24 protein-coding genes are annotated in these 21,690 nt (G+C 68.8%); 7 read left to right on the top strand and 17 right to left on the bottom strand.

Going from position 1 to position 21,690, the window contains the following annotated elements; all coding sequences use genetic code 11:
- The 9 genes from ACXJJV_RS04440 to ehaA are packed head-to-tail and all read right to left on the bottom strand — an operon-like array spanning position 1 to position 3,599.
- The gene (locus tag ACXJJV_RS04440) at positions 1 to 207 is read right to left on the bottom strand and encodes a hypothetical protein (RefSeq protein ID WP_456466973.1); all 207 of its coding nucleotides are present in this window, start codon (positions 205 to 207) and stop codon (positions 1 to 3) included.
- Positions 208 to 220: 13 nt separating this feature from the next.
- Positions 221 to 892 carry a proton-conducting transporter transmembrane domain-containing protein gene (locus ACXJJV_RS04435; protein ID WP_456466972.1) on the bottom strand — a complete coding sequence of 224 codons (672 nt, stop codon included), beginning with the start codon at positions 890 to 892 and terminating at the stop codon, positions 221 to 223.
- Complete coding sequence (locus ACXJJV_RS04430) at positions 876 to 1,553, bottom strand: EhaG family protein (RefSeq protein ID WP_456466971.1); 678 nt, start codon at positions 1,551 to 1,553, stop codon at positions 876 to 878. The genes ACXJJV_RS04435 and ACXJJV_RS04430 overlap by 17 nt, the downstream gene beginning before the upstream one ends.
- 1 nt (position 1,554) lies before the next feature.
- On the bottom strand, positions 1,555 to 2,058 hold the full coding sequence (locus tag ACXJJV_RS04425) for an EhaF family protein (RefSeq protein ID WP_456466970.1): 504 nt from the start codon (positions 2,056 to 2,058) through the stop codon (positions 1,555 to 1,557).
- Positions 2,045 to 2,302, bottom strand: coding sequence for an EhaE family protein (locus ACXJJV_RS04420; RefSeq protein WP_456466969.1), 258 nt, complete (start codon positions 2,300 to 2,302; stop codon positions 2,045 to 2,047). Before ACXJJV_RS04420 ends, ACXJJV_RS04425 begins: the two co-directional genes overlap by 14 nt.
- Entirely contained in the window at positions 2,295 to 2,540 is a 246-nt protein-coding gene (locus tag ACXJJV_RS04415) for an EhaD family protein (RefSeq protein ID WP_456466968.1), read from the bottom strand. The genes ACXJJV_RS04420 and ACXJJV_RS04415 overlap by 8 nt, the downstream gene beginning before the upstream one ends.
- On the bottom strand, positions 2,537 to 2,800 hold the full coding sequence (locus ACXJJV_RS04410; RefSeq protein WP_456466967.1) for a DUF2109 domain-containing protein: 264 nt from the start codon (positions 2,798 to 2,800) through the stop codon (positions 2,537 to 2,539). The genes ACXJJV_RS04415 and ACXJJV_RS04410 overlap by 4 nt, the downstream gene beginning before the upstream one ends.
- Complete coding sequence (gene ehaB / locus ACXJJV_RS04405; protein ID WP_498043501.1) at positions 2,797 to 3,291, bottom strand: [NiFe]-hydrogenase-3-type subunit EhaB; 495 nt, start codon at positions 3,289 to 3,291, stop codon at positions 2,797 to 2,799. The genes ACXJJV_RS04410 and ehaB overlap by 4 nt, the downstream gene beginning before the upstream one ends.
- 20 nt (positions 3,292 to 3,311) lie before the next feature.
- Positions 3,312 to 3,599, bottom strand: a complete 288-nt coding sequence (ehaA, locus tag ACXJJV_RS04400) for an energy-converting NiFe hydrogenase A subunit EhaA (protein WP_456466965.1) — start codon at positions 3,597 to 3,599, stop codon at positions 3,312 to 3,314.
- 56 nt (positions 3,600 to 3,655) lie between these two features.
- On the opposite strand from ehaA, the gene ACXJJV_RS04395 reads away from it, so the two are divergent.
- Positions 3,656 to 4,696, top strand: a complete 1,041-nt coding sequence (locus ACXJJV_RS04395; protein WP_456466964.1) for an AAA family ATPase — start codon at positions 3,656 to 3,658, stop codon at positions 4,694 to 4,696.
- A gap of 28 nt (positions 4,697 to 4,724) precedes the next feature.
- Positions 4,725 to 7,064 carry a vWA domain-containing protein gene (locus ACXJJV_RS04390; RefSeq protein ID WP_456466963.1) on the top strand — a complete coding sequence of 780 codons (2,340 nt, stop codon included), beginning with the start codon at positions 4,725 to 4,727 and terminating at the stop codon, positions 7,062 to 7,064.
- Positions 7,065 to 7,077: 13 nt separating this feature from the next.
- Here ACXJJV_RS04390 and ACXJJV_RS04385 read toward each other — a convergent pair whose 3' ends face one another.
- A complete protein-coding gene (locus ACXJJV_RS04385) occupies positions 7,078 to 8,016 on the bottom strand; it encodes a hypothetical protein (RefSeq protein WP_456466962.1) in 939 nt (312 codons plus the stop codon).
- Between ACXJJV_RS04385 and ACXJJV_RS04380 the strand changes: the two genes are divergently transcribed.
- Positions 8,003 to 8,692, top strand: a complete 690-nt coding sequence (locus tag ACXJJV_RS04380) for an ATP-binding protein (RefSeq protein ID WP_456466961.1) — start codon at positions 8,003 to 8,005, stop codon at positions 8,690 to 8,692. The two genes, ACXJJV_RS04385 and ACXJJV_RS04380, sit on opposite strands and share 14 nt — an antisense overlap.
- Here the strand turns inward: ACXJJV_RS04380 and ACXJJV_RS04375 are convergent.
- Genes ACXJJV_RS04375 through mptA form a run of 4 tightly spaced genes read right to left on the bottom strand, consistent with a single transcriptional unit; the run spans position 8,646 to position 12,646 of the window.
- Positions 8,646 to 9,899 carry a radical SAM protein gene (locus tag ACXJJV_RS04375; RefSeq protein WP_456466960.1) on the bottom strand — a complete coding sequence of 418 codons (1,254 nt, stop codon included), beginning with the start codon at positions 9,897 to 9,899 and terminating at the stop codon, positions 8,646 to 8,648. The two genes, ACXJJV_RS04380 and ACXJJV_RS04375, sit on opposite strands and share 47 nt — an antisense overlap.
- Positions 9,871 to 11,118, bottom strand: a complete 1,248-nt coding sequence (gene lysA / locus ACXJJV_RS04370; protein ID WP_456466986.1) for a diaminopimelate decarboxylase — start codon at positions 11,116 to 11,118, stop codon at positions 9,871 to 9,873. Before lysA ends, ACXJJV_RS04375 begins: the two co-directional genes overlap by 29 nt.
- Positions 11,096 to 11,665 carry a DUF2120 family protein gene (locus ACXJJV_RS04365; protein WP_456466959.1) on the bottom strand — a complete coding sequence of 190 codons (570 nt, stop codon included), beginning with the start codon at positions 11,663 to 11,665 and terminating at the stop codon, positions 11,096 to 11,098. Before ACXJJV_RS04365 ends, lysA begins: the two co-directional genes overlap by 23 nt.
- A 3-nt stretch (positions 11,666 to 11,668) precedes the next feature.
- The gene (gene mptA, locus ACXJJV_RS04360; protein WP_456466985.1) at positions 11,669 to 12,646 is read right to left on the bottom strand and encodes a GTP cyclohydrolase MptA; all 978 of its coding nucleotides are present in this window, start codon (positions 12,644 to 12,646) and stop codon (positions 11,669 to 11,671) included.
- A gap of 83 nt (positions 12,647 to 12,729) precedes the next feature.
- On the opposite strand from mptA, the gene ACXJJV_RS04355 reads away from it, so the two are divergent.
- From ACXJJV_RS04355 to ACXJJV_RS04345, 3 genes are read left to right on the top strand one after another with little or no spacing between them, the layout of a single operon-like run.
- Complete coding sequence (locus ACXJJV_RS04355) at positions 12,730 to 16,449, top strand: AAA family ATPase (protein ID WP_456466958.1); 3,720 nt, start codon at positions 12,730 to 12,732, stop codon at positions 16,447 to 16,449.
- Positions 16,450 to 16,452: 3 nt separating this feature from the next.
- Complete coding sequence (locus tag ACXJJV_RS04350) at positions 16,453 to 16,914, top strand: Mut7-C RNAse domain-containing protein (RefSeq protein WP_456466984.1); 462 nt, start codon at positions 16,453 to 16,455, stop codon at positions 16,912 to 16,914.
- A 1-nt stretch (position 16,915) separates the two neighbouring features.
- Positions 16,916 to 17,536, top strand: a complete 621-nt coding sequence (locus tag ACXJJV_RS04345) for a TIGR00296 family protein (protein ID WP_456466957.1) — start codon at positions 16,916 to 16,918, stop codon at positions 17,534 to 17,536.
- Here ACXJJV_RS04345 and ACXJJV_RS04340 read toward each other — a convergent pair.
- Genes ACXJJV_RS04340 through carA form a run of 3 tightly spaced genes read right to left on the bottom strand, consistent with a single transcriptional unit; the run spans position 17,522 to position 20,261 of the window.
- On the bottom strand, positions 17,522 to 18,142 hold the full coding sequence (locus tag ACXJJV_RS04340) for a PIG-L deacetylase family protein (protein ID WP_456466956.1): 621 nt from the start codon (positions 18,140 to 18,142) through the stop codon (positions 17,522 to 17,524). The two genes, ACXJJV_RS04345 and ACXJJV_RS04340, sit on opposite strands and share 15 nt — an antisense overlap.
- On the bottom strand, positions 18,139 to 19,158 hold the full coding sequence (locus ACXJJV_RS04335; RefSeq protein ID WP_456466955.1) for a glycosyltransferase family 2 protein: 1,020 nt from the start codon (positions 19,156 to 19,158) through the stop codon (positions 18,139 to 18,141). The genes ACXJJV_RS04340 and ACXJJV_RS04335 overlap by 4 nt, the downstream gene beginning before the upstream one ends.
- A gap of 17 nt (positions 19,159 to 19,175) precedes the next feature.
- Positions 19,176 to 20,261, bottom strand: a complete 1,086-nt coding sequence (carA, locus tag ACXJJV_RS04330; RefSeq protein WP_456466954.1) for a glutamine-hydrolyzing carbamoyl-phosphate synthase small subunit — start codon at positions 20,259 to 20,261, stop codon at positions 19,176 to 19,178.
- Positions 20,262 to 20,321: 60 nt separating this feature from the next.
- Here carA and ACXJJV_RS04325 point away from each other — a divergent pair, with 60 nt between their 5' ends.
- Entirely contained in the window at positions 20,322 to 21,689 is a 1,368-nt protein-coding gene (locus ACXJJV_RS04325) for an ASCH domain-containing protein (protein WP_456466953.1), read from the top strand.
- The last annotated feature ends 1 nt before the right edge of the window (position 21,690 follow it).

Genomic DNA, 21,690 nt, shown 5'->3' with positions numbered 1-21,690 from the left:
TCAGTACCCCAGGAACGGTGCTCGGTCCGGCTTCCCGCGGGGCGCCAGGGCCCAGCCCAGGGCTAGTAGGGTGAGGGAGAAGATCAGGATCGTGAGCGCGAGGAACGCGCCGTAGTGCCGTCTCACCGGCCCTGGGTACCACCACTCGAGCCAGATCAGGAGCGCGTCGGCGGCCACGGCGGCCAGGAAGGGTAGCCAGCGCCTCACCCGTCCTCCCCCGTCACGGTAGGAGGCTGAGGATCTCCATGAACCGGGAGAAGGTCAGGAGCGTGGTCAGGTGGATCACGAAGGCGTACCGGCCCCAGATCCGGCGGAACGAGTCGACCTTCACCGCGTAGAAGGGTCCGACGCCCGCCTCCCCGAGGACCCCGGCCGTGAGGAGGGCCTTACCGTACGTCAGCGTCCACCCGCCGGCCCCCCGGGGGAGCTTCATCAGCTCGTGGAGGCTGAGCGTGCCGGTGGAGGCGAGGATCAGGGCGGCGCCGCCGAAGAGGGGCAGGCTCGCGATCAGGCACATCAGCCCGTAGTGGAAGGCGCACTCGAGGGCGAAGTCGTCCCCGACGGTCGTCCCGATCAGCCCCATGTTGGACATGCCGAGCAGGGAGAGGAAGAGGGTGAAGTTGAACACGTCCCCGGTCGTGACCACGCCCACGGACGCGAGCGTGGAGGTGAGGGCGAGGGCGGCCTTGATGCGGTCCTCCCGCGGGGTCACGATCTTCGCCTTGATCTTCGGCCGTCGGTGGTCTACCTCCACGTAGATGTCCGTCCGGCTGAGGATCGGGAGCAGGAGGACGGCGATGAGCACGCCCAGGATCACCGCGTTCACCGTGCTGAGGTAGGGGACGATGTCGCCCAGCGGGATGACGGTGAACACCTCACCGCTCGGGTACATCGCCCGCCCCCACCCGGACGTCGTAGCCCATCACGTACCCGAAGAGGGACAGCTTCGGCCCGACCTTCACCAGGATGCCGCCGGTGCCGGCGAGCAGCAGCGCCAGCAGCCAGTACCTCGGGTGCAGGAAGAACAGGCTGAACCCGATCACCCACAGGGCCCAGCCGAGCCCGGAGAGGGACTCCATGCCCCGCCACTCCTCGTACCTCGGTCGGTTCACCCGGGAGAAGAGGTAGAAGGCCGCCCCCGTGCCCGCGACGGCCCCGCCGGTGAACCCCGTCAGGAGCACGCCGTACAGGGCCAGCCCGATCATCAGGGCCGTGGGGGCCGTCCGGAGCACCTCCATGTCCAGCGGGTCGAACCGGGGCAGGCTCCGGGGGTCCGAGTGGCGGGCGATCAGGACCTCCGAGGTGGCCATGAGCTCCGCCAGCCCGACGACCAGCCCCGGCAGGATGAGGCACTCCGCCAAGTCCGTGCCCACCGAGGCCAGGAGCGCGAGGGACCCGATCTCCACGGCGTCCGTCATCGTGAGGCGGTTCAGCGGGTTGCGGTCCGCGAGGATGTCCGCGGTCGCGATCAGTCCCGCGGCGAGCCCCACGGCCACGGCCACGTGGTACATCCTGACGGTGAGCTCCGGGACCGTGGCCGGGACCAGCTGCAACCTACTCCCTCCGCCCCATCTCCCGCTCGGTGACGGTCTTCATCCGGACGACCCACGAGAAGATCACGAACCCGACGAACATGATCGAGGACTCGAGGACCGTGTCCAGTCCCCGCGTGTAGTAGAGGATCTCGTCGAGGATGCCGCCCGGGTGCGAGACGATCGTCGTGCCGCAGTGCCGGGAGTGCCGGGCCAGCCACCGGGTGAAGGGGGTCAGGTACGAGGTCACCCAGCCGCGGCTCGGCTCGAACTGCGGGTACTGGGACACCGTGATCCCGGGCCGCCGGAGCGGGATCCCGCCCCGATCGTACGGGGCCAGCGGGTCCCCCGACTTCACCTGCAGCTGGGGCTCGGGCCGGGGGTAGAGCTGCTTCCGGTGGTAGTGGTACCCGTGCGTGAGCCCGACGGCGGCGATGACCGCGAGCAGGAGGCAGTAGGCGGAGACCATGGACTCCGGCCGGCGCACGGAGAGGAGGAGCCGGGAGAACCCCTCACTCGCGCTCACCGGCCTCCACCCTCAGGATGGCTCTCATGAGGATGGGGGTGGCGAAGGCTCCGACGGCAATGTACGTGAGGAGGGCGAGCATGTGGTTGAACGCGAGGAAGATGAGGCAGATCCCGGTCGAGGCTATGTCCAGGTTCAGGGCCTTGACGACGGGGTCCGAGCGGGCGGGTCCGATCGCGGCGCCCGCGACGCCCGCGAGCACCATGAACGAGCCCGCGTAGAGGGCCAGCTCCGACTCACTCACCACGGGCCCTCACCTCCTCGATCCTGATCAGGTACACGCAGAACATGATCGTGCCGATCGCCTCCATGGCCGCCCCCGCGGCCGCGACGTCCAGGTACCCCTCCGCGGCCACGGCACCGATCATCCCCGACTTGGCCAGCGCGAGGCCCGGCAGCTTCCGCACCGGGTCCCTCCTCAGCACCGCGGCCACGGTCCCGATCGCGCAGGCGGACAGCGACGCGATCAGGAGGGCGTTCAACGGCGCCCGCCCTCCCGTCGGATTTCCTCCACCTTGCGGATCGTGTAGGCCACGGCGTTGGACTCCAGGGTGGAGAAGATGAACGAGCAGAGCGCCGCCAGCAGCCCCATGTCCGTGCGCCAGGTGGCCGCGATCAGCCCGGCCAGGGCGAACCCCACGACGTTAAGGTAGATCAGCTGCGCGTACACGTCCCGGGCCACCAGCAGGCGCAGCGATACCCAGAGCAGGACGGCCAGCATCACGAGCTCGGCGGGCCTCACTCCCGGGGCCCCCGACCCAGGCGGCGCGCCATGTCCCCGATGATTCGGGAGGCGATCGGGTGGTCGATCCCGTGGATCGTCGTGATGGCCAGGACCATCCCGGCCACGAAGTTGATCGGGTCGAACCCGAGCACGCGGTCGTACAGGGTCACGAGGGCCGTGGCGGAGAGCGCGCCGAGCGTGCCGGCGTACCCCGGGTCGGCGCAGAGCCGGTTGCCGAGGTACACGGCGAGGGCGGCGAGCAGCCCCCCGTGGGGCCCGCCCAGGCACCAGTACCCCGCGGAGGCCAGCAGCGTGCCGGCGGAGGCGTCCGGGGAGCAAACGATGTTGCCCATGAAGTACCCGCCGGCGAGGTCACCGCCCCGGCGCTCGACGGCGCGCCCGATGGCCCCGGCTCCCTTGACGCCGGGCGCCTCGGGCAGTCCCATAAGTATATCTACGGTCACGAAGTTCAGCCAGGCCAGCGCGAGTCCCGTCGCGAGCTCCACCACCGGCTCCCAGGTCAGCGCGATCACCCCGGCTCGGGTCGGGGGAACACCCTCTCGATGTTCGCCACGAACGCCGCGGAGGCCACGCCCACCGCGACTCCAACCAGCACCGCGAGCCGGAGTTCCTTCCACCCCAGCACCCGGCACACCGCCACCGTCCCGCCCGCCCCGATCACCGGGGTCGGGAACGCGGCGGAGACCTCCCACGATCGCCTTCTCGGTTTCTCCCGCTGGATCGGCGGCAACCCGATCGCGAGCGCGGTGGTGAAGGACGCGGCCGCGCCCGCCGCGGCCCCGACCAGCTCTACCATCATTTTAAGGTTTCCCCTAACGTCGTTTTGGTGAACACCGATAGGGGGTCCTTCCCGTGAGCAAGGTGATCATGAAGCCTAAGGTGACCGTGGAGGACGACTGGATCGTGTTCGAGGGCGAGGAGGACCACGTCAGGCTGCCGAAGGACCCGTACCGAGTCATTCGGGACTTTGAGGAGCACGGGTACTTCTTCGACGACGAGCACAAGCGGGACTTCGCGGCCATGTACATGACGTTAGTCGTCGAGCAGACTCCCGTGCTGCTCGTCGGGCCGCCCGGTACGGGCAAAACGAAGCTCGTGCGGCTGATGGGCGAGCTGTACGACGTGCCGGTCGTCGTCATGCGGGGCCACCAGGAGGCGCGCGAGCAGGAGTTCATCGGAGGCGTGGACGTGGCCGCCCTGCCCGTCGCGGACAAGATCGCGGAGGAGTACGCTGAGGAGGACGTGGACTACGAGGAGGCGGTGGAGGCCATGAAGGAGCTCATATACGTGGGTGGCTACCTCAAGGACGTGGTGAACGACGCTCGACGCCACGGGGCCTGCCTGTTCTTCATCGACGAGGTGAACCGGTTCCCGGGCTACATGATCCCCACGCTCATCCACATCTTCGAGAAGGACACCGAGGTGATCTACATCCCGCACTCGCCGGTGGACTTCGGCGAGACGGGCGCGATCATGCGGGTCGGGGCGCTGAACCCGGAGGGTAAGGGTACGACGAACTTCGACGAGGCCCTGCTGCGGCGCGTGGAGCTGGTCCCGTGGGGCGAGTACGACGTCGAGATCTACAAGAAGGTGGCCAAGGACGCCGCGCGCCGGGTCATCGAGACGACGGAGGCCGTGGAGAAGGTGCTCGAGGACCTGGCCTCGATGATCAAGGACATGGGCAAGGGCGTGGACGTGGCGAAGGACGTGGCGCAGGCCGTGGCCATCGGTGTGCGGATGGGTTACGACCTCGAGACCGTCACGCGCAACGTGGTCAACAAGATCCTGGGCGACATGTTATTAGACCCGGAAAAATCCGAAGAGTTCGAGGCCCGACGTAAGGCGCTCGAGCGGAAGGTCCGGGAGAAGCTCAAGCCGATCTTCCGGTCGTAAGCGCGGACCGGACGGGTGATTCCTTGCCTTGACCGGGGCCGAAATCCGGCTGGAGGAGGCGACCGAGATCGTCAGCGAGCTGATGGCCCGGCTGCGCAAGCGGGGCGACGTTCACGCTCCCCCCGATCTACCCGAGGGCTTCTTCCGGAAGCTGACCGTGCTGGCGGACGGGGACCGGATCGACCTCCAAACCTTCGTGGACCTGGCCATCCGGCACTTCGCCCGGCACGGGTACAAGAAGCCCCTCGATCTGTACGAGAAGGTGATGGTCGCCCGAGCGATCGTGGCCGAGGAGCTCTCGCGGATCCTGTCCAAGGAGACGGTGGACGAGCGGGCGGTTGAGTCCCTCAAGAAGTTCGCCGCGCACGCCAACGAGAACGTCCGGGACGAGTTCGAGTCGCTGCTGGAGGAGGAAGAGGCGGAGGAGGAGGCGCTGGAGCCGCCCGACCGGGAGGACGTGGAGCGGGTGCTAGAGGCCTTCGGGTCCCAGCTCTCCGACGAGGCCATCATGGACATGCTCAAAACGGCCATCTTCGGGCCCGAGAAGAAGCGGATGCTCGAGAACATCACGGACGAGCAGATGATCGGCAGCCTGCTCCAGCAGCACGTGCCTCGCAGCATCATGGACAAGCTCTCCGAGCAGGGCCGGCTGGACGTGCTCAACCGGTTGAACTCGCCGCTCAAGCACAAGATCGAGGCGATGACCTCGCCCCAGGCCTCCCACTCGCACTCGGTCGATCAGGAGGAGCTGGAGCGGGCCTTCTCCGACGACGCGTTCAACAAGCAGGCCCGGAAGCTACTCTCCGAGCTCGCGCACCGGCTCAACCGGCTGGCGGAGCAGGTAGGGGTTGAGGAGGCGCTCGAGCGCGCCCGCAAGATCGCGAAGGCGGTCGCCTCGGCGAACGACCGGTGGGAGCGCGCCGCCCAGACGTTCGAGCGCGCCCTCGAGCGGCAGCTGCGGGAGCACGGCCCGAGCTCGGACCCGTTCGAGGCTTACCGGCGCGGCGCCCCCATGGACCCGAACCACGTAGAGGAGAAGACCGGTAACGACCCCTCGGACTACACCGGCTCGCTCGAGCAGGCCCAGTTCGTGATCGAGGGCGTGGAGCGCCGGGGCAAGTTCCGGAACCCGCTCCTCTCCGTCGTTCAGGCCAACGAGATGGTGAAGAACCTGCCGCAGATCGACGAGGACCGGTTCAAGCGCCAGGTGGAGAACCTGCTCAAGCCCACGATGCGGGAGCTGGAGGACTGGGCCGAGCGGGTGGGTCGGGAGGTCGTCCGGCGGAACCTGGAGGAGCTGGAGCGTGCCAAGGATCAGGGGTACTACGTGCCCAAGGAGCTGGAGGAGCGGCTCCGAGAGCTCGCGGAGCGGGCGCCGGAGCGCGGCGAGGAGGAGGGAGAAGGAGAGGGTGAGGGGGCCGCCGCCGAGAGTCCGGAGGGCATGGCCGCCGAGACCCCGCCCGTGGCGGGCGAGTCGGAGGAGGGCGAGTCGGAGGGTCAGGGTGACGCGGCGCCCGCCCCGTCCGGCGGGATCTCCGGGGTGGGCAAGGGCTCGGACCCGGCGTTCGTCGTGGACCGCTCGTTCCCGGAGCGCAAGAAGTTCCTCAAGATCCTGCAGAGCGACTCGCTGCGGATCCTGGACGAGGGGCACGAGATCTCCCGGGAGTTCGAGGAGCTGGAGGACGGGGAGGCGAAGGCGCACTTCGGCTGGCTGCACGGGTTCGACAAGTCGGACTTCCTGTCGGACATCGACTGGGAGCGGAGCCTGGAGGAGGGCTACTTCAAGAACGTGCCGCTGACGCTCTACAAGCGGCGGTTCCGGAACAAGGACGAGCCCAAGGTGGCGATCCTCCTGGACTCGAGCGGCTCGATGAGCGGGGACAAGATGGAGGTGGCGGCGACGCTCGCCGCCGCCCTGTTCGAGACCGTGGGGATGGAGAACATCGGGCTGTGGGCCTTCCGGTCCGAGGTGCATCAGCTGAAGGACTTCGAGGAGGTGGTCAACCGGCGGAAGCTGGTGGAGAAGATCCTGGGCATCCCGGCGGGCGGCGGCACGGACCCGGTCAAGCCGCTGGCGAAGGTCCTGGAGTCGCTCGAGAACGTCGACTACGACAAGTGCAAGATCGTCTACATCACGGACGCGATCTTCATGCACGAGGACTTCATCAAGATCCGCAGCATGCTGAGCGACCGGGACGACATCGAGCTGTACGCGCTGCTGATCAAGGACGAGTTCGAGCACACGGGGCCGACCATCTTCAAGCGGATCACCGAGGAGTTCCACGGCGGCATGGTGCAGGTGAACCCAAGGGACAAAGAGAAGGTGCGCGAGAAGCTGAAGGAGTTCGTCGAGATCATCTCGGACTGAGGGCGCCCCGCCCCTACTCCACCAGCGCCCGGCTCACCGCGTCCATCGCCTCCATCGCGTCCTTTCGGATGTCCTCGTACCAGACCGAGCACTCCCGGCGGCTCGTCTTCACGACCATCCGGTCCCGGTGCAGCGTCACGTTGATCATGCCGCGCACGTCCATGCTCAGGCCCTTGAGGAAGTTGTGCGCGAGGATGATCTCGTCCACGTACTCCGGGGTCAGCTCCCCCAGCGGCGAGCGGTACGAGATACCCGCTTGCTCCCAGCTGTGCCGGAACCTGTTGTGGAACTCGCGGAACAGGTACTTCGAGTAGCTGTGCTCGAGCAGGATGACGTCGGTCACGCCCGCGTGGATGAGCTGCGAGGCCGCCTCCACGCTGTGCCAGTTCTCCAGGATGGACTCCACGCTCTTCGGGAAGAAGGCGTCGCACCCCAGCCGGTTCACCCAGCCCACGGCGCAGCTGACGTCGAGGTCCTCCAGGCGCTTCATGTACTCCCGGTACATGTCGCAGTGCCGGTCGTCCACGAAGCTGATCACGGCCAGGTCGTCGTTCATCCGCCGGGTCATGAACGTCTTGTGGGTCACACGGAACCGCCGGATCCCCTGGGACAGCAGGTGCCCGATGAACTTAGCCGGTACCGTGGTCTCCGCGACCATCTTCACCTCCACCGAGCCGGAGGCGCCCGTGAACGTGATGTCGATGCTGTTGTCGTCCCGTTCCACGACCTCGAACCGCTCCAGCCCGGAGATCTCCTCGTCCACGGCCCGGGCCAGCGAGGCCAGCGACTTCAGGAACGGGGACATGAACGGTCGCTTCATGCACACCTCGATGATCTCATCCGGGAGGGAGACCCGGATCACGCTATTATCCTCCGCGACCGGGATGACCTCGAAGTCAGCGTTGAACTCACGCGACAGCGACGAGAGGAGGGGTTCGATGCTCGCGTACATGAGGGCACTCACCACCCTTCTGGATGCGATCGTGAGGGAGGTTAACTCCGATAAAGATCATGCGGAAACGTTCCGCGTCGAAGTTTGGGAGGAGCCGCCGGGGCGGGTCGTCGAGACCGAGTACGTGCGCCGGGTGCGAAGGCTGATCCGGGAGGGGCGCAGCGTCCTGCTGGTCGGGGAGCCGGGCACGGGGAAGTCCACCACCGCGGTCGCGGCGTGCGAGCGCCCCTACCCCGTCGTGTTGACGTTCGGTGGAAACATCCCGCTCTCCATATTTAAGACCCTCGTCAACACGCTCCGCCGCGCAGGCCCGATCCGGCTCCTCCGGTCGGACGCGATCCTCGTCGGCGACGCGCTCATCGAGGGACCGCTCACCCGACTCCCCGGGCTGGACGAGGCCTGCACGCTCCTCGCGCTGGGCCTGCTTCTGGCGGCCTCACGCCTGCTGAGGAAGCCCATCGTGGCCATGCTGGCGTCGGACAAGTCCTACTATCGGCTCGCCCGGAAGCTCATGGAGCGCGCGGGCTTCGAGGTCGTGGAGATAGAGCACACCCGGAAGTCGGTCGAGCGGATCCTACGCGCGCACGGGATCCGGGGGCGTCCCTCGACCCGAAACCCCCGGCGGGAGCTCACCCGCCTCGCTCGTAGACCCACCGATCGTTCCTCCGAGCGATGAGGCCGCGCTCCTCCATGGACCGCAGCCTGCGGTGGAGCCGTCGCCGTGAGACGCGCAGCCGGCGGGCGAGCTCGCGGGTGTCCATCGGGCCCCGCTCGTAGAGCTCGTTCAGGATCCGCTGCTCGAGGATGCGCCCGGTGAACGGGCACCCGTCGTACTCCCGGCACTCGAGTCCCAGCATGCAGACGACCTTGTCCAGGTGCTCCCGGACCTCGTACAGGGGGCGCCAGGAGGCGGGGGACACGCAGCAGCTCTTGAGGATCACGTCGTCGGGCGCGCGGTCCCTCACCAGCCCGTAGATCCGGGGCAGCTTCTCCGGGCGCAGAGGGCCCCGGGCCGGGTCCTGCACCGGGTTGAACTGGAGGACGGTCTTACCCGGGTTGAGGCGAAGGATGGTGAGCACGCGCTCCGCGTCGGCCTCCTCCGGGACGCCCGGGAGGCCGACCACGCCGCCCACGAACGTGACCTCCAGCCCGTGCCGGTGGCACCAGGCCACGACCTCCCAGAACTCGTCGAACCCGCGGGAGCGGCCGGTGACGGCCCGCCACTCCTCCCGGGTGCGGCCGGAGAAGCTGAGCTTGAGGTAGTCCAGGCCCGCGCGCCGCAGGTCCTCGAGCAGGTCCGTCGGGATGAGCGGTCCGGTGCCCACGCCGACGGTGACGTTCAACTCGTCCTTGATCAGCTCGACCGCCTCGACGAGGTCCGCGCCTAACGTGTGCGGGGACGCGCCCTGGATCACGACCTCCTTGTTGCCCGCCTCCACGCGCCGTCGGGCCTCCTCGAGGATCTCCTCCGGCGTCAGGTCGACGTGGTCCCTCACCAGGTTGTAGTAGCAGAACTTGCACCGCATGTCGCAGCGCGTAGTGGCCACGATGCTGCCCGTTCGGGACTTGGACTCGCCGCGGATAACCCGGAGGAAGGCCTCGACCTCCGGCCCGCCCCGGGTGAGCCGCACGGGTCGGTTCCGGTACTCGTACTCGCGGGAGGGGCGGGCGAGGGCCCGCCATCCCTCCTCCGTCAGCGCGAAGCCGCGGTCGGTGGGCTCGAGCAGCCCCTCGTCTCGGAGCGCGTTGATCTCCCGACTGATGAGCCCGCGGTTGCCCCGCACCCGGTCCATCAGCTCGCGGCGGGAGCTGGGGCCTCGCTCGGCCAGGGCCTCGAGGATCCGCCGCCGTAGTTCACTCCCAGACGGTGCGGAACTCGTCATACCCCTGCACCTCCCGCACGCCCACCAGCTCCCCGTCCCGCACGACCACGGAGCCGGGCAGGGGCTGGCAGTTGTAGTTGGAGGCCATGGACTCGCAGTAGGCGCCGGCCGTCAGGAACACGACCAGGTCGCCCTCGGAAACGTCGGCCGGGACCTCGCGGTCCTCCGCCAGCACGTCGCCCGACTCGCACAGCGGTCCGGCGATGGAGGCCCTCACGGTCTCCAGGTAGTCCCCTCCGTGCACCACGACCTCGTGGTACGCGTCGTACAGGGCGGGTCGGATGAGCGCGTTCACTCCCGCGTCGACGAAGATCCAGCGCCGGTTCCCGGACTCCTTGAGCTGTCGGACCCGGGTGACCAGCACGCCAGCCTCGCCCACGATGCTCCGCCCGGGCTCCAGGTACAGGTCGAAGCCGGGGGACTCCGAGTGCAGGTCCTTCAGGTCCTCGCGGAGCGCCCGGGCGAGGTCCCGGGGTCGGGGGACGTCCTCGTCCATCCGGTAGGGGACGCCGAGCCCGCCGCCGACGTTCAGGTAGCGGAGCTCCTCCACGAGCCCGGTCTCCTCCAGGAACCGGCGGACGGAGCGGAGCGCCTCCACGAAGGGCTCCAGGTCGGTGATCTGGGAGCCGATGTGGTAGTGCACGCCCAGGAACTCGACGTACTCGGACTCGATCATGGCCCGGCAGACGCGCTCCGCGTCGCGCAGGCTGACGCCGAACTTGGACCCCTCGACGGCCGTCGCGATGTGCGGGTGGGTGTCCGGGTCGACCTCGGGGTTGACGCGTAGGGCGACGCGGGCGCGCCGCTCCTCGCGCCGGGCGATGCGCTCCACCCGGCGGAGCTCTTCCATCGAGTCGACGTTGATGACCCAGGCGTTCAGGACGGCCGCCCGGAGCTCGTCGTCGGACTTCGCGTTGCCGTTCACCACGAGCTCCTCCGCGCCGGCCTCCACGGCGATCCGCATCTCCCATAGGGAGACGACGTCCGCGGCGCGGGTTTCGTCCAGGATGTGCTCGACGAGGTGCGGGTTGAAGTTGGCCTTCATCGCGTAGCAGACGCGCACGTCGCCGGGGAACCAGGAGAAGGCCTCTAGGTACTCGCGCGCCCGCTCGACGGCCAGGTCCGCGTCGTACACGTACGCGGGCGTGCTGACGCCCGACTCCTCCAGCACGTCGTCGAGCTCGCGCCCGGAGACCTCAATCACCGCCCGATGACTCACCCTCAACCGCGCCCTCCCCTTTCAGGTTCGCGATCACCAGCTCGACCGACTTGGGCCCCACCCCGCTCCGATCCGCCCACGCCGCCAGGAACACGCCCAGGTCGTCCGGTGACCGGCCGAACGCGTAGCCGACGGAGCAGCCCATCGCCTCCAGGTCCCGCCGCACGCGCTCGAACCCGAGCGGGTCGATGATGAGCTCGCCCTGCGCGGCGGCCTCCAGCATCTGGCTCGGCTCCTCGATGGGCCTCACGGGCATCGGCTCCTCCTCGGCGTACCGGGACTGAATCCGCTCGGCCACGACCCGGCCCATCGCCTCCACGAGCCGGCGCCCCTCCTCGGACTCGTGGTCGACGACCTCCACGCCGCACCGGCGCAGGACGTCCCGCAGGTACCCGGTCAGGTCCTCCAGGTCCCACTCGCCGCGGCTCATGCCCCGAACGATCAGCACGTCCACGTCGTCAAGCAGGGGCCGCGAGCCCTCGAACGCGTCCAGCTCCGTCATGATCCGCCTGGCCAGCCGGTGGATGTGCACGGGCGTGCCGGGCACGGTTCAGCTCCCCAGCTCCCGCCTGAGTTCACCCATGGTGGTAACGCGCTCGGCGAACGCGTTGTGCTTGTGGATGGACTCGTGATTCACCTGTCGGACGATCACGAGGGCGTCGTCCGGCAGGTGATCGAACTCGTCCACGATCCGCCGGATCATCTCCCGCACGCAGTCCTCCACGAACTTCGGGTTGCGGCACGCTCGCTTGGTGACCTCCAGCTCGTCCGGGCGCTTCAGCAGCTCGTACGTGGGCGCGCTCATCGACTCCTCTACGATGCGGATGATGTCCTTGATGTTGACGCTGTACGAGTCCGGCACCTCGATCATGACCGTGCCCACGCCGCGCTGGTTGTGGGTCATCGGAAACACGTCCTTTTTCATGATCTTCCGGGCCAACTCCTCCGCCTCCTCCTCGTCCAGCCCGAGCTCCTTCACGAGCCTGCGCTGGACCCGCTCCTGGCTGTACTCACGGATCATCTCCAGCGCGCAGGGGCACGCGGTGAGCCCGATCACCTCCGCCCCCACCATCTTCCGGGTCTCGATCCCCTCCTCCGTCCGCCGGGAGACCGATCGGCCGATGATCTTGTAGGGCTCCTGCGTTGGGAGCCCCGTGACCGGGGTCCTCTTGGGCAGGATCAGCTCGCCGGTCATGTGCACCTCGGACCGGGTCGCGTAGTCGTGCCTCTCGAGCAGCTTCCGCGAGATGCGGGAGCAGAGGTCCTCGATCATCGTGTCCGACTCCTCGACGGACTTCTCCAGCTCCTCCAACACCTCCTGCAGCACCTCGTGGCTGCGCGACATGTGAATGCCCTTCTGGTGGGCTGGCAGGTCGACGAAGAGGTTGAACGTGGACACGAGGATGATCGGGCGGCCCTCGGTCCGAGGAATCTTCACGAGCTTCTTGATCCCGCTGATGCCCACCCGGGTCAGGTGCGCGGGGATCTGGGGATCCGCGCTCTGGACGTCGGGGAAGCAGGACCTCAACACCCCACCTCCCCACGCCGAGAACTGATCGAATAACCCATAAATTCAGGAAGGAGGCCGGCCACTCCGGCGGGGTGGCGCGTTTGGCCATAGAGCTGCGCGTTGAAAAAGCCTACCCCGAGGACGTGGGCAAGCGCGTGGTGCGCCTGGACAAGCGCTCCCGGGAGCGGATCGGGGTCGAGCCTGGGGATCTGGTCAAGATCACCGGATCCAAGTCCACCGTCGCGCGCGTCCGGCCCGCCAAGCGCGAGGACGTGGGCAAGGGCATCATCCGCATGGATAAGTACGAGCGGCAGAACGCGGGCGCGTCCGTGGGCGAGCCAGTCGAGGTCGAGCGCGCGGAGGAGCGCGAGGCCGAGCGCGTGGAGCTGATGCCCACGGAGAAGGTCGTCGTGCCCGTGCAGGCCGGGCTGAAGGAGGAGGTCGAGAAGGAGCTGACGAGGGAACACGAGCGGGACGTGCTGAACCGTATCAAGGACTACCTGAGGACCCAGGCCCAGCGGGAGCCCATCCCCGCCACCCACCGCGACGTGATCCCGCTCGAGATCCAGGGCAAGACGATCGCCGGCCACGTCCTCGTCAAGCTCCCCGACAGCGTGCTCGTCGTGGGGATCGAGCCCGAGGACGCCACGGTCATCGGGCCCAAGACCGAGATCGTCGTGAAGCCCTACTCCGAGGACCTGGCCAAGGCGGCCGAGATCCCGGACGTCACGTACGACGACATCGGCGGCCTCGACCGCGAGATCGAGCAGATCCGCGAGTACGTCGAGCTCCCGCTCAAGCGCCCGGAGCTGCTCAAGGAGCTCGGCATCAAGCCGCCGAAGGGCGTGCTCCTCTACGGACCGCCGGGCACGGGTAAGACCCTCCTCGCCAAGGCCGTCGCGAACGAGTGCGGGGCCAAGTTCTACACGATCAACGGCCCGGAGATCATGAGCAAGTACTACGGCGAGAGCGAGGCCCGCATCCGCGAGATCTTCGAGGAGGCGCGCAAGAACGCGCCCGCGATCATCTACATCGACGAGATCGACGCGATCGCGCCCAAGCGGGGCGAGACGGGCGAAGTCGAGCGCCGGGTCGTCGCCCAGCTCCTCACCCTCATGGACGGGCTCTCCGAGGACGAGCGCGTGGTCGTGCTCGCCTCCACCAACCGGCCCGACGATATCGACCCCGCCCTGCGCCGACCCGGCCGCTTCGACCGGGAGATCGAGATCGGCGTGCCCGACAAGGAGGGACGCAAGGAGATCCTGCAGATCCACACGCGGGACATGCCGCTCGCCGACGACGTGGACCTGGACAAGCTCGCCGAGCTCACGCACGGGTTCACGGGCGCCGACCTCGAGGCCCTGTGCAAGACCGCCGGGCTCAAGGCGCTGCGCCGGGCGATCCGGCGCCTGGGCGCCAAGCTGGCCGAGCGGGAGGGCGAGGAGGGAGAGGAGGTCTCCGAGAAGATCTCGGAGCTGTCCGACGAGGAGCTGCGGGAGGTCCTGGAGAAGGGGCTCGACCGGGCCGAGATCTCCGAGGAGAAGAAGCGCGCGCTGCGGCGCGTCCTCGAGGAGGCGGAGGAGGTCGAGGAGAAGGAGGAGATCGAGTACTCCGAGGCCCTGGAGAAGGTGCTCGAGGCGGAGGAGGTCGAGCTCAAGGAGGAGCTCAAGGTCACGATGGACGACTTCATGGAGGCGCTGAAGGAGATCGAGCCCTCGGCCCTCCGCGAGGTCATCGTCGAGGTGCCGGACGTGTCCTGGGACGACGTGGGCGGGCTCGAGGACGTCAAGCAGGAGCTGAAGGAGGCCGTGGAGTACCCGCTGAAGTACCCGGAGGTCTACGAGCGGCTCGGCACGCGCCCCCCGCGCGGGATCCTGCTGTACGGCCCGCCGGGCACGGGTAAGACCCTCCTCGCCAAGGCCGTCGCGAACGAGTCCGACGCCAACTTCATCGCGGTCCGCGGACCCGAGGTCCTCAGCAAGTGGGTGGGCGAGTCGATCCCGGGCGACGAGGTCGTCTGGGCGAAGGTCGACGGAGAGGCCCGGCTGGTGCCCATCGAGGAGCTCCACCGGCTGTGGAAGGAGGGCCGAGACGTCAAGGTCGCCGCGCTGACGGACGAGGGCATCGTCTGGTCGCCGGTGGAGCGGGTCGCCCGACACCGCCGCCGGACCGGGCTCGTGAAGCTCATCACGCGCACGGGCCGGGAGGTGATCGTCACCGAGGACCACTCCGTGTTCACGGTCCGGGACGGCAGGATCACGGACGTGCCGACCTCGGAGCTGTCCGAGGGAGACTGGATCCTCCTGCCGGCGAGGCTACCGGCGGGCGACTCGGACGAGATCGACGGCGTCAAGGTCGACGAGGACCTGGCGTTCCTGCTGGGACTGTACGTGGCCAAGGGCGACCTGACGGGTCGGGAGGTCGTCAGGATCCGCGTCGATGAACCGGAGGTGATCCGGGAGCTCGACCGGATCGCGCGGGAGCGGGGATGGAAGGGCGGGTACCGCGAGGGTGACGGCTACCGGATCGAGAGCCGCGAGCTCAGGAGACTGTGCGAGAAGTTGAGTGGTGAGGAGGGGGAGAGGCGGTTCGGACCGCTCCTGTCGCTGAAGCCCGGGCTACTCGCCGCCGCGCTGCGCGGGTACTACGCCGGTGATGGCTCGTTCTCGGTGCGGTCCGACGGCCGGCCCGCGGTGATCGAGACGGGCGCCGTGAGCGGGCGGCTGGCGAAGGAGCTCCTGATCGCGCTGCAAATCCTGGGCATCGTGGCCCGCAGGCGCGAGTGCGGGGAGGGCGGGCGGTACCGCGTCGCGATCACCGAGCCGGAGCACGTCCGGAGGTTCCTGGAGAGGGTCGGGTTCCCGTCCGAGGAGGGCGAGCGCGCCCGGAGGCTCCCGGAGGACGGGCAGGCCAGGGGTCGCTCCGACGTCCCGGAGGAGCTCGCGGGAAGCACGCACGTCCACGTCGAGGTCGAGCGCGTCTCGGACCGGGTCGCCGCGAACGGTGGCCTCCTGAGGGTGGGGCTCGAGCACCTGTACTTCGATCGGATCGAGGAGATCGTGCCGCTGGACCGCGACGACGAGTACGTGTACGACGTAGTGGAGGTGAGGCTGGGCCACAACTTCGTCGGAGGCGCGGGAGTCCTGCTGCACAACTCGGAGAAGAAGATCCGGGAGATCTTCCAGAAGGCGCGGCAGACGGCCCCGTGCGTCATCTTCTTCGACGAGATCGACGCGATCGCGCCCAAGCGGGGCACGGAGGTGGGCGGTTCCCGGGTCACGGAGCGGATCGTGAACCAGCTGCTGACGGAGATGGACGGGATCGAGGCGACCGAGGACGTGTTCGTGATCGCCGCGACGAACCGCCCGGACATCCTGGACGAGGCGCTGCTGCGTCCGGGCCGGTTCGACCGGATCGTGTACGTGCCGCCGCCGGACGAGGAGGCGATGAAGGAGATCGTGAAGATCCACACGCGGGACATGCCGCTCGCGGAGGACGTGTCCATCGAGGACATCGTGGAGATCCTGAAGCGTCGGGAGGAGGAAGAGGACGCCAAGTACACGGGGGCGGACATCGAGGCGATCTGCATGGAGGCGGCCATGCTGGCCCTTCGGGAGGTCATCGACGAGCTGGAGCGGATCGAGGAGGAGGCGGAGTCGGAGAGGGAGCTGGAGGCGCGGAAGGAGGCGCTGATGGAGGAGCTCAAGGTGGAGAAGCGGCACTTCGAGAAGGCGGCGGAGAAGGTGCCCCCGTCGGTCTCCAGGGAGCAGCTGGAGGAGTACGAGAAGCTGAAGGAAGAGTTTCAGCGGCTGGCGGGGTGAGCGCTGCTCCTCCTCGCCGACCACATGCTTCTCCGCCTCTGCCGCTGGCTCCGCCTGCTCGGCTACCCGACGGTCTCGGCCCACGAGGTGGTGGACCCGAAGCGGGTGGAGGACGAGGACGCGGTCCTGCTGGAGTTCTGCCGGGAGCGGGACGCCCTGCTGATCACCCGGGACCGGGCCCTGGCGGAGCGGGCCCCGCGCTCCGTGCTGGTTCGCAGCGATGACGTGCCCGGCCAGCTCGCGGAGGTGCTCGCGGCGCTGGGTGACGAGCCGTTCCTGGATCCGGACGAGTCCCGCTGCCCGGAGTGCAACGAGCCGGTGAGGCGCGTGAGGGCGGAGAACCCGGGGCCGTTCGAGGTCACGTGGAGGTGCCCCGGGTGCGGGAAGACGTACTGGGTGGGTGGTCACTGGAGGGACATGGAGCGGGTTATCAGGGAGGTTGAGAGGAGGCTGCGGGGGAGGTAAGGTGTCGGAGCGGTTGTCCCTGGAGGAGGGCGAGTTCCTGGTCCGGCTGGCCCGGGACGCGATCGTCGAGTACCTCCGGTCGGGCCGGAAGATCCGCCGGGATCCCCCGTCGGAGCGGCTGCGGGAGAAGCGGGGCGTGTTCGTCACGCTGAAGCGGCACCCGAGCGACGAGCTGCGCGGGTGCATCGGGTTCCCCGAGCCCGTGAAGCCGCTCGTGGAGGCGACGGTCGAGGCGGCGATCAGCGCGGCGACGAACGACCCGCGGTTCCCGCCGATGCGGGACCCGAGGGAGATGAAGGAGGTGCGGGTGGAGGTGAGCGTGCTCACGCCGCCGAGGCGCCTGGAGGTGAGCAACCCCAAGGAGTACCTGGAGCGGATCGAGATCGGTCGTCACGGCGTGATCGTGCGCCGGGGCGCGAACTCGGGGCTTCTGCTGCCTCAGGTGCCGGTGGAGGAGGGCTGGGACGTGATGGAGTTCCTCTCGCACGCCTGCCTCAAGGCCGGGCTGCCGCCGGACGCGTGGTGCTCGCCGGACTGCGAGGTGTACGTGTTCGAGGCGCAGGTGTTCGAGGAGGTGGAACCGGAAGGCGAGGTCAGGGAGAAGCGGTTAACGGAGGAGTAGACCCTCCCGGAGCCGGAAGGCCTCGAAGGCCTCCGCGTGCTCCGCGCCGATTCTGGCCCCCCAGTACCGCGAGGCCCGGAGCACGTGGTCCTCGCTGATCGCGCCGCGCTGAATCTGGGACTCGTGGGCCCGGAGGGCCTCCAGCTTCTCCTCGATCACGTCGGAGACGTCCACGTACAGGACCGGGCTGAAGTCCGGGGTGGTGGAGGGTCCCTCGCCCATCAGCACGCTGACCTCGGGGAACTTGCTCACCGCGGCCGTGACCAGCCGGTAGGTGCGGCGGTGGTCCTGGTGCGTGTCCCGGGGTGAATGGGTGAAGATCAGGTCCGGTCGGTATCTTCTCAGGTACTCGCGGAGCGCGTCGACGCTCTCCGGGTCGACGGTGATTCGGCCGTCCTCGTGGTCCAGGAAGATGACCTCCTCCACGCCCAGGATCTCGGCCCCTCGCCGGGCCTCTCGCTCCCGGACCTCCGCCCGACCCCCGTTGTCCCCGCGGCTGAGCACGATCTCCAGGACCTCGTGACCGTCGCGGGTGAGCTTGCGGACCGTGCCGCCGCAGTGCACCTCCATGTCATCGGGGTGCGCGAAGACCGCCAGGACCCTCAAGCCGAGTCCCCCTCCGAGGCCCGGCGGGTTCGCCGCCACACGTTCCCCCGCAGCGCCAGCCATAGGAGCCCGTAGAGGGCGGCCACCTCGAGGAAGAACGTCCAGAGGAACTGGGCCGGGACCGCGATCAGGGCCCAGAGTGGACCCCGGCGCTTGAGGCAGTGGTGGGAGGACACCAGCGCGTAGACGAGCCGTCCGGTTAACGGGATGAGCAGGATCTTAAGGTTGAGGAAGGGTAACAGGTACGTGGTGACCAGCGAGGTGGCCAGGGAGCCCAGCACGAACGTGGAGAACGCGATCCCGGGGGCGTTCCGGGCCGAGACGGCCGCGGCCGCGGCCTGGTACATGCCCGCCCACCATCGCGCCTGCTGCAGCAGGTTCTGCCGGAGGCCGGCCGGGTCGTCCATCCACACCTCCAGGTCCGGCCGGTACAGGAACCCGGCCTCCTCCCACCGGTGGGTGAGCCCCAGGGTCACGTCCTCCGCCAGGTTCTCCGGCAGCCCCTCGCTCTTCAGGAACTCCGCGCGGAAGAGGGCCCCGGTGGTGTAGACGGGGGCGGAGCCGACCGACCGGGCCCAGAACCGGATCCCGTCTCCGATCACGTCGAACTGCAGGGCCACCATCAGACCGACGAGGTTCTCGCCACGGTACCGGATCTTCCCGAACGCGAGGTTCCCCCCGGTCCGGGAGAGGTCCGAGACCAGCCGGCGCACGTAGTCCCGAGAACCGAGCTCGTCCCCGGCGTCCAGCAGGAGGACCCACTCGGTCGGGATCTCGGCCTCGCGCAGGGCGGCGTTCACCGTCTCACCCTTGACCCGGCCCCCGGCCAGGATCACCTCCACCCGATCCTCGCCCGAGAACCGGTCCCGAAACCGCTCGTAATCCCGCCGGGAGCCGGCCGCGATGATGACCTTCCGGACCTCCACCCCGCGCTGCCTCAGGACGGACCGGATGGGCCGTTCCACGGCCTCCGTGGGCTCGAACTTGGCGGGGATCAGCAGCGTGATCTCGGGCAAGGAGCCCCCCGACCCCTCTAGTACTCCCGGCACAGGTCCAGGAACTCGTCGAACAGCCACCGGGTGTCCCAGGGACCCGGGTTGGCTTCCGGGTGGAACTGGACGGAGAACGCGGGCGCGTCCGTGTGCACGACGCCCTCTACGGTCCCGTCGTTCACGTTCACCCACCGGACCTCCAGCGGCGTGTCCTCCAGGCTCTCCGGGTCCAGCGCGAACCCGTGGTTCTGCGAGGTGATGTACACCCGACCGTCCTTCAGGTCCTTCACCGGCTGATTGGCGCCCCGGTGGCCGAACTTCATCTTGAACGTGCGGCCACCCTCGGCCAGCCCGAGGATCTGGTTTCCGAGGCAGATCCCCATCAGTGGCACCTCCCCGACCAGCCGCCGGACCGTTTCGATGGTCTCCTTCACGCGCGCCGGGTCCCCGGGCCCGTTGGAGACCAGCACCCCGTCCGGGTCCCGGTCCAGGATCTCCTCCGCCGGCGTGTCGTACGGGACCACCAGCACGCCGGCCCCGCGCCGGGCCAGCTCCCGCAGGATGCCCCGCTTCACCCCGCAGTCGATAACGATCACCTCGGGATCGCCCTCGGAGAACCGGTAGGGCTCCTCCGTGGAGACCCTGGGCACCAGGTCCAGCTCGGAGATGTGGGGCACCCGGCGCGCCCGTTCCACCAGCTCCTCCCGATCGGGCGGATCGTCCGGCTCGTAGGGCACGAGCACGCCACGCATGGCGCCCTCCGTGCGGATCCGGCGCGTCAGCATTCGGGTGTCAACGCCGGCCAGCCCCGGCACGCCGTTCTCCTCCAGGAACTCGTCGAGCGTGCCCTCGGCCCGGGGATGCACCGGCCCGTCGTGCAGGTACCGGACCACGAACCCCTCCACCTGCACCCGGTCCGACTCGCCCGCCCCCGGCAGGATCCCGTAGTTACCCTGCATCGGTGCGGTCATGATGAGGATCTGGCCGCGGTACGAGGGGTCCGTGAGCGCCTCCTGGAACCCGGTGTGCGAGGTGTTGAAAACGACCTCCCCCTCCGCCTCCCGGGGGCACCCAAAGAGCTCCCCGTGCACCACCGTCCCGTCCTCCAGCGCCAGGGCGGCCCGCAATCGCGTCACCCCGACCCCACGCGGGCCCGTGGTAAAAGTATCTCCTCGGGGGAACGCGGGTTGCTGACGGGGTTGAGGGCGACGCTTCGAAGGGTCTCGGACGCGCGCCTGGAGTCCCTGTCGGGCGAGCGGGAGTCGGACTTCCGGGTGTTCGTGCGGGGCGCCATCGGCGCGCTGAGGGATGGGATCCGGCGCCTCGGCGGGCTGAACCCGGAGGCGGCGGTCGGGTACGCCGCCGCCGAGCGCGGGTACCGGGTGGAGACGCTGCGGGAGCTCACCCGGGCCGTGGAGGGGAGGGCGGAGCACCTGATGGTCCGGGCGCTGCAGCTGTACAAGGCGGCCTGCTGGGACCTGCTCGACGCGTCGGAGGAGCCCTTAGGCCTGGGGGTGGCCCTCGACCTGCGAGGGGGTCGGGTGGTCGTCCGTAAGAGTCCGGAGGAGCGGGAGTACGAGCCGATCTCGCGCGCGTACGACCTGCCCGACGACCCGCACGAGCTGGCGTCGGAGCTCGTGGACCGCTACGACCTGGATTTCGTCTACGTGGCGGACCTGGACGCGATCCTGGACGGGGAGCCCGGCGCGGACCTGGAGTTCCTGGAGTCCCTGGAGGTGCCCGCGCTCGTCGACGCTGGCCGGTGCGACGTGGATCTCCCCTCCCACGCCCGTAGGATCCTGCCGACGGAGTGCTACGAGGACGCGGAAGAGTACCTAAACGACCTGGAGGTGATGGAGGACGCGGTGGCGGGCCTGGACCTGGAAGGGTCGAGCGTGCTGGGGCCGTGGGAGCGGGTGGGTGAGTTCCTCGACGAGACGGTGGAGCTGATCTGCGGTCGCCGTCCGGGCGTCGTGGTGGTGGACGTGGGCGCGGTCGGGTCCCGGGAGGGTCCCCCGTTCGAGGCGGGCCTGACCGTGGGGATGTACTGCGACGCGGTCGTCGGGGGCGGGGTCGGCCGCCCGGAGCACGTGGAGCTGGCGCTGGGAACGCCGGGCGTGGTGGGGGTCATCGTCGGCACGCTGCTGTTCGAGGGGGTGGATCCCGTGCGGTTGGAGGAGGCTAAGAGGCGCGGGCGGGAGCTCCGGGTCCATCACATGGGTCTGGAGGAGGAGTACCTGGAGCTCATCAAGGAGGGGAAGAAGACGGTGGAGGGGCGGGTGAAGGACGACAAGCGGGTGCGCATCAAGCCCGGGGACAAGATCCTGTTCAATCGGCGGCTCCTGGTCGAGGTCGTGGACGTTCGGGAGTACGATTCGTTCGAGGAGATGCTGCGGGAGGAGGGGCTGGAAAACGTGCTACCCAACGTGGACTCCATCGAGGAGGGGGTGGAGGTGTACCGGAGGTTCTACTCGAGCGGGAAGGAGAAGATGTTCGGGGTCCTGGCCATCGAGGTGCGGCCGCTGATGGACCTGTTCGAGGACATCTGCGACTGAG

This window comes from Methanopyrus sp. (assembly GCF_053997775.1).
Note: the sequence above shows the minus strand (reverse complement) of the source record. Positions and strands in the feature narration are given on the sequence as shown.